The sequence below is a fragment of the uncultured Gemmiger sp. genome (assembly GCA_944388105.1).
In the GTDB taxonomy this organism is placed as follows: domain Bacteria; phylum Bacillota; class Clostridia; order Oscillospirales; family Ruminococcaceae; genus Gemmiger.
In genome coordinates this window covers 1-6,665 of the sequence record CALXHN010000108.1, presented here as the reverse complement: position 1 = coordinate 6,665, position 6,665 = coordinate 1, and the positions used below count along the sequence as shown (strand labels likewise).

Here is a 6,665-nt window from a genome sequence, read left to right as displayed (position 1 = left end):
TGGCCGCCGCTGGTCTGGGTGCGCAGCACGATGTCCTCGGCCACATAGAAGGTGTCCTGCATATCCCGGGCAGGATGATTCTTGGGCACGTTCAGGCGGGTGAAGTTGTGCTCGTCGTCCTCGATCTCGGGGCCTTCGTAGATTTCAAAGCCCATGCCGGAGAAAACGTCGATGATCTCGTTCTTGACCAGGGTGATGGGATGCAGCCCGCCGGTCAGGTTGCCCTTTCCGGGCAGGGTGATATCCACGGTTTCGGCCTTGTTGCGGGCTTCCAGCTCGGCGGCTTCGATCTCGGCGGACAGGGCCTCATACACGCCCTCGGCCCAGACCTTGCACTCGTTGATGAGCTTGCCGGCGGCGGGGCGGTCTTCCTTGGCCACGTCCCGCAGGCTCTTGGTCAGGCCGGTGACGGCCCCGTTCTTGCTGAGGTATTTCTGCCAGAAGGCGGAAAGTTCCTCCTTGTTGTGCACGGCTGCCCGGTCGGCTTCCAGCTGCGCGCGCACTGCATTGATCTTTTCCTGCATTTCGCACCTCTCCTTTTGTTGCGGTTGCGGGACGAAGCAAACAAAAAAGCTCCGTCCCTGATGTTTGTCAGGGACGAAGCTGTAAAAACTCCGCGGTACCACCCGTGTTCCGCCGGCTGATGCGGCGGCACTCTGCGAGCACAGGTCCTGTGCTCTTCCGCCGTAACGGGGCGGGACCGTTCCGCACTACTGGGCCCCCATTGCAGGGGCTGTTCCCGCGGACCACTCGGGAGCGAACTTCGGTGCCGGACCCGTGGGGCGGCTTTCAGCCGGTGACCGCCCTCTCTTTGCCTGGAATCCCGTGGCGCTTACTTTCTCCGTCAGCGTGTTTTGCAAAATACGCTATCAATTATAGGCGCGGGGATGGGGTTTGTCAAGGGTTGGGACGGCGCAGGCGGTGCACCAGCCGGGTGATGCCAAAGACCAGCCAGCCCAGGGCACAGCCCGACAAAGGCGCCATGCACCAGCCGCCCGCCAGGACCCAGCCCAGGCCCGCCCCGCCGGTGCAGAGCACAAAGACGAGAGCGGGGATCAGGAACAGGGCAAAGGGCAGGGCGAACCGCCAGACGGGGCCTTCCAGCCGGCAGACCAGCAGCTGCAGGAAGAACTGCGGAATGAAGTGGAAGAACATCAAAAGCAGCTGATGCAGGGAGGAAATATTCAGCGGCAGTTCCGCAAAGGCGGAAACGAAGATCACCAGATACACCGCCAGACTGACAAGAAAGCAGCCCAGCAGGATACGGTCGGTCCGGTCCTTTTTCATGGGGAATCTCCTCAGGACAGGGCCGCGATGGACTGCAGGATGCCCTTATGCTTTTCCTGGGCGGCGGCCAGCTTGCTGCGGGTCTCCTCCACCAGAGCGGCGGGAGCCTTTTCCACAAAGCGGGGGTTGTCCAGCTGCTTGCTGAACATGGCCACTTCCTTCTCGTTCTTGGCCAGTTCCTTCTGCAGGCGGGCCAGCTCCTTCTCCCGGTCGATGAGCTCCATCATGGGGATGAAGCCGCGGGCGGCGGGGGTGACCACCGTGACCATGCCTTCGGTGCTGCCCTCATACTTGGGGGTCAGGGTCACGTCGGTGGCAAAGGCGAACCGGGCCAGATAGACGCTGCCCTTTTCAAAGGCGGCAGGCGCGGAAGTCTCGATGATCATGCTGGTCTTTTTGGACGGCGGCACGTTCATATCGCTGCGGGTGGCACGGACGGCCTTGATGTAGGCCATCATGGTCTCAAAGTCGGCGCTCTCCTCCGGCCAGGTGGGCAGGGAGCTGGCGTCCGGCCAGGACTGGGTCATGATGGTCTCGGCGCTGCCCGGAAGGGCCTGGTAGATTTCCTCGGTGATGAAGGGCATGAAGGGATGCAGCAGCCGCAGGGCGTTGTCCAGCACATACACCAGTACCTTGCGGGCGGTGTCGGCCTGGGTTTCGTCCCCGGAGTTCAGGCGGGACTTGCAGATCTCGATATACCAGTCGCAGTAGATCTCCCAGATGAACTTTTCCACCTTGTCGGCGGCCAGACCCAGCTCGTACTTGTCCAGGTTGGCGGTGACCTCGGCGGCCACATTGGCCAGCTCGGAGAGCACCCACTTGTCGCTCATGTCCAGCAGGGATTCATCCGGCATACCGGGCTGGAAACCTTCCGGCAGGTTCATCTGCACAAAGCGGGAAGCGTTCCACAGCTTGTTGGCAAAGTTGCGGCTGGCGGTGACCTTTTCTTCGCTGTACCGCATATCGTTGCCGGCGGTGGAGCCCACCACCAGGGTCATGCGCAGGGCGTCGGCGCCGTACTGGTCGATGACCTCCAGCGGGTCGATGCCGTTGCCCAGGCTCTTGGACATCTTGCGGCCCTGGCTGTCCCGCACCAGACCGTGGATGAGCACGGTGTTGAAGGGGGCCTTGCCGGTATAGGCCAGACCGGAGAAGATCATGCGGGAGACCCAGAAGCCGATGATGTCGTAGCCGGTGACCAGGGCATTGGTGGGATAGAAGAAGTCCAGGTCCTCGGTCTTGTCGGGCCAGCCCAGGGTGGAGAAGGGCCACAGGGCGGAGGAGAACCAGGTATCCAGGGTGTCGGGGTCCTGATCCAGATGGGTGCTGCCGCACTTGGGGCAGACGGCGGGCGCTTCCTTGGCCACGATGGTCTCGCCGCAGTCGGCGCAATACCAGGCCGGGATGCGGTGGCCCCACCACAGCTGGCGGCTGATGCACCAGTCACGGCTGCCCTTCATCCAGTTGATATAGTTCTTGGTGAAGCGTTCGGGCACGAACTTGATGTCGCCCTTTTCCACGGCCTCGATGGCGGGGCCGGCCAGGGGGTCCATCTTGACGAACCACTGCTTGGAGATCATGGGCTCGATGACGGTGTGGCAGCGGTAGCAGGTGCCCACCTCATGGGTCAGGGGCTCGGTCTCCTTCAGATAGCCGCCCTCGGCCAGGTCGGCCAGGATGGCCTTGCGGGCTTCCATGGCGGTCATGCCGGCGTACTTGCCGCAGTCCAGGACCTCGGGCTCATCGGCGCTGGCGCGGCCGCTGGCCCGCAGAGCGTCGGCCTCAGCCTTGTCGGCAGGGCCGGTCATGCGTCCGTCGTAGGTCAGCACCCGGACCATGGGCAGGTTGTGGCGCTTGCCCACCTCAAAGTCGTTGGGGTCGTGGGCGGGGGTGATCTTCACAACGCCGGTGCCCTTTTCCATGTCGGCGTGCTCGTCGCAGACGATGGGGATCTCCTTGTTCAGCAGGGGCAGGATGACATGGCAGCCGTGCAGGTGCTTGTAGCGGGGGTCATCGGTGTTGATGGCCACGGCGGTATCGCCCAGCATGGTCTCGGGACGAGTAGTGGCCAGTTCCAGCATCTCGCCGGTCTCCTTGACCTTGTACAGCAGATGCCAGAAGCTGCCTTCCTTCTCCTCGTATTCCACCTCGGCGTCGGAGATGGAGGTGTTGCAGTGGGGGCACCAGTTGACCATCCGGCTGCCGCGGTAGATCAGGCCCTGGTTGTACAGGTTGACGAAGACATCCAGCACCGCCTTGGAGCAGCCTTCGTCCATGGTGAAGCGTTCCCGCTGCCAGTCGCAGGAGCAGCCCAGCTTCTTCAGCTGGCTGACGATGCGGTTGCCGTACTTGTTCTTCCAGGCCCAGGCCCGTTCCAGGAATCCGTCACGGCCCAGCATCTCCTTGGTCAGGCCCTCTTCCTTCATCTGGGCCACGACCTTGGCCTCGGTGGCGATGGAAGCGTGGTCGGTTCCGGGCACCCACAGGGCGGCGTAGCCCTGCATGCGCTTGTAGCGGATGAGGATATCCTGCCAGGTCTCGTCCATGGCATGGCCCATGTGCAGCTGCCCGGTCACGTTGGGCGGCGGCATCACGATGGTAAAGGGCCGCTTGCTGCGGTCGATCTGCGTGTGGAAATACCCCTTGTCGCACCAGTTCTGATAGACCCGGTCCTCGGTGCCTTTGGGGTCATACTGTTTGGCCAGAGTTTTCTCGGTTTCTGCCATTGGTGTGTCCTCCTTACCTTGTGTGCGGGACGAAAAAATGACCGTCCCGTGAGAGAATCTCATGGGACGGCCATGTCAATACAATAACCGCGGTACCACCCAAATTGCCTTTTTGCAAAGGCCTCTTGAACGCCCGGTAACGGGGGCGAAACGGAAAGCACTACTGGGCAAAAAAGCGGTTCGCACCTTCTGCTTGGGGGCGACAACCGTCGGGCTCCCTTGCCAGGTTTCCACCCTCCCCGGCTTTCTGTCAAAAGGAACTGCCCGCACGGAACTCCCCCGCACTGCATTTGATATCATTCAGTTTAGTGCAAGGGCGGGCGGTTGTCAAGGGGGTTTTGCGGCGTTTGGGCGTGTTTTACTCCTGGGCCCAGGCGGTGTCCATGGCACAGCCGTAGGCATCCAGACGGTGCCCCGCCGTGACCTGTACCCGGGAGGAGAAGTTCATGAAAAAGGTGCAGGTGCGCTTGCCGTCGGTGCGGCGGCGGATCATCAGGTCCTGGGTGTAGGGGATGTCGGCCAGATGCGGGATACCCGTCTCTTTCAGGATGTCGGCGTACAGCTTGCGCAGGAATTTGGCGTCACTGTGGCAGCCCAGGTACCAGGCACAGCCGAAGCCCAGGGGCCGCTTGGTCACGGCAGGCTGGCCGCGGTAGAAGTCCTTCTCATAGGCCGCCAGCATCCGGGCGCCGGTGCGCCGCAGAATATCGCAGCAGAACACCGCCGGGTAGGTCTGGTCATCGTAGGTGAAGCTGTTGGTCTGTCCTGCCAGCAGCGGGTCACAGTCCTCCACCCCCACCCCGAACACGTTGTTCAGACCGATGGGCGGCCAGCCCGGTACAGCGGTACCGTTTTCATCAGTCAGGCCGGAACCGAAGGTGAGCAGGAAATGACCGCCCCGCTGGATATATTCCTCCATCCGCTTGGGCATATCGGGACGGAACACCGCCAGCAGCGGTGCCGCGACCACCTTGTAGCCGGACCAGTCCGCCGACGGGTCCAGCACGTCCACATCCACATAGTTTTCCAAAAGGGCCGCATAGTGGTCCAGGATGACCTTCTGCGGGTCACCGCAGCGATGAGCGGCAGCCAGAGCAGTCAGCCCCGCCGGGGTGCGGCCGTCATACAGAAAAGCCACCGAGGCCCGGGTGCCCATACCGCCCACAAAGGGCAGCTTGAGCAGCACCTGGCCGGCCTCCGCCGTTTCCCGGAACAGACGGGTCTCCGCGCTGCCGTTGCGGCTGACCACCGCCCCGCCGTCCAGACGGCCGGGAAGCTGACGCCACACGGCATGTTCCACCCCGTCCGCCCCACAGGCCACCGCTTGGAGCTGAGAAAGCATGAGCAGCCCGGGACGCAGACATTTGATACCGGACTTCTGCCGCACCACGAAGGGACGTCCGGCACAGCGGGTCCGGTCATAGGCAAAAGCGGCACGCACAGCCTGCTTCCATTCGCTGGAAGAATCCTCTCCGGCACGCCAATCCGGCCGGATCTCGGTCAGGGTCAGGTCCGCCTCTTCCCCGCCCTGTGCAGGCAGCAGATCAGTGATGATGCGGGCCTGCGGACAGCCTTTGCGGATGGCCTCCCCTTCCAGATGAAGCAGTTCCGCCCGCTGGTAGGCGCAGAAGTCATCCCAGTCCATGGCGGCACACAGGTTGCCGCCGTCCGGTCGGGCGGCACTCACCTCCTCCCAGTCGGAGTAAGCGGTGCCGCCTGCTTCATTGAGGGCACCCAGGGTCTCGTATTTTTTGCGCAGCCAGCTTCGGTAGGCTTTCTGGCAGGAGGGGCAGTAGCAGGGCAGGTCCATGCCAGTGACCAGCCAGGCCAGCACCGCCGGGTGGGTCCCGTAGCGGCGGGCCAGCTGTTCGTCCATTTCCCGCACCTTTTTGCGGCGGGCGGTGTGGCTGGGGCAAAGACCGCCGGATGCCCCGGGTACCGGGCGGGTGCCGTCCTCATCGGTGCGGACAGCGCCGGAATAATGACGGGACATCCAGGCAGGGCACACCTGCCCCTGGGCGCACAGAATCACCTTGATCTGATTTTCTTCCAGGGTGGCCAGGGCGTTGTCCAGCCAGTCGAAGGCATACTCCCCTTCCCTGGGTTCCAGCCAGGGCCATGCCCCGGCGGCCAGGGTGACCGTGTTCAGTCCGGCCTTGCGCATCAGTTCCAGGTCACGGCGCAGAATTTCCGGCTGTCCGGCCCAGCGCTGCGGGGCATACACCGCACTGTGCAGCAGCCCCTTCCAGTATCCATCCGACATGGGTACACACCTCCTGCCATCCAAAAAACAAGCGCCGCCCCGGCCGGGGCGGCGCTCCTTCCTGTCTGCATTGTAGCGTGGATGGTCGAACTTTGTCAACGGTTTGTGACCGCGGCGTTGTCCCGGTACAGAAGGACCGTTCCGGCTATGGCTGCCGCCAGCCCCACCAGGGGCAGAAATACCGGCAGAATTTCCACCAGAAGTTCCAGGGCATCTTTGGATGTGATTTCCAGCAGCTGGGGCACCTGGCACAGCACCATAAAGGACAGCCAGAGCACCAGACCGCCCTTCTTGCCAAAGCAGCGTATCACGCCCACTGACAGCGCCGACAGGGCCGCGGGCATCAGCACCAGACAGAGCCAGCCCCAGGCGGGGAGCATCCGGAGAAA

At 63.1% G+C, this 6,665-nt stretch carries 4 protein-coding genes and 1 pseudogene; all 5 read right to left on the bottom strand.

The genetic code is table 11. The features are described 5' to 3' along the window. Positions 1-524, bottom strand: a pseudogene (pheS, locus tag Q0K17_RS09845) (phenylalanine--tRNA ligase subunit alpha); the annotation flags it as partial. 373 nt (positions 525-897) lie between these two features. Beyond that, positions 898-1,287 (bottom strand): hypothetical protein, encoded by a 390-nt coding sequence (locus Q0K17_RS09840; RefSeq protein ID WP_294542666.1) that lies wholly within the window; start codon positions 1,285-1,287, stop codon positions 898-900. Positions 1,288-1,298: 11 nt separating this feature from the next. Then, entirely contained in the window at positions 1,299-4,013 is a 2,715-nt protein-coding gene (locus Q0K17_RS09835; protein WP_294542665.1) for a valine--tRNA ligase, read from the bottom strand. Positions 4,014-4,371: 358 nt separating this feature from the next. Further along, entirely contained in the window at positions 4,372-6,276 is a 1,905-nt protein-coding gene (locus Q0K17_RS09830) for a beta-galactosidase (protein ID WP_294542664.1), read from the bottom strand. 95 nt (positions 6,277-6,371) lie between these two features. Beyond that, positions 6,372-6,665 (bottom strand): hypothetical protein (locus tag Q0K17_RS09825; protein ID WP_294542663.1); only part of this gene is annotated, 294 nt, incomplete at its 5' end.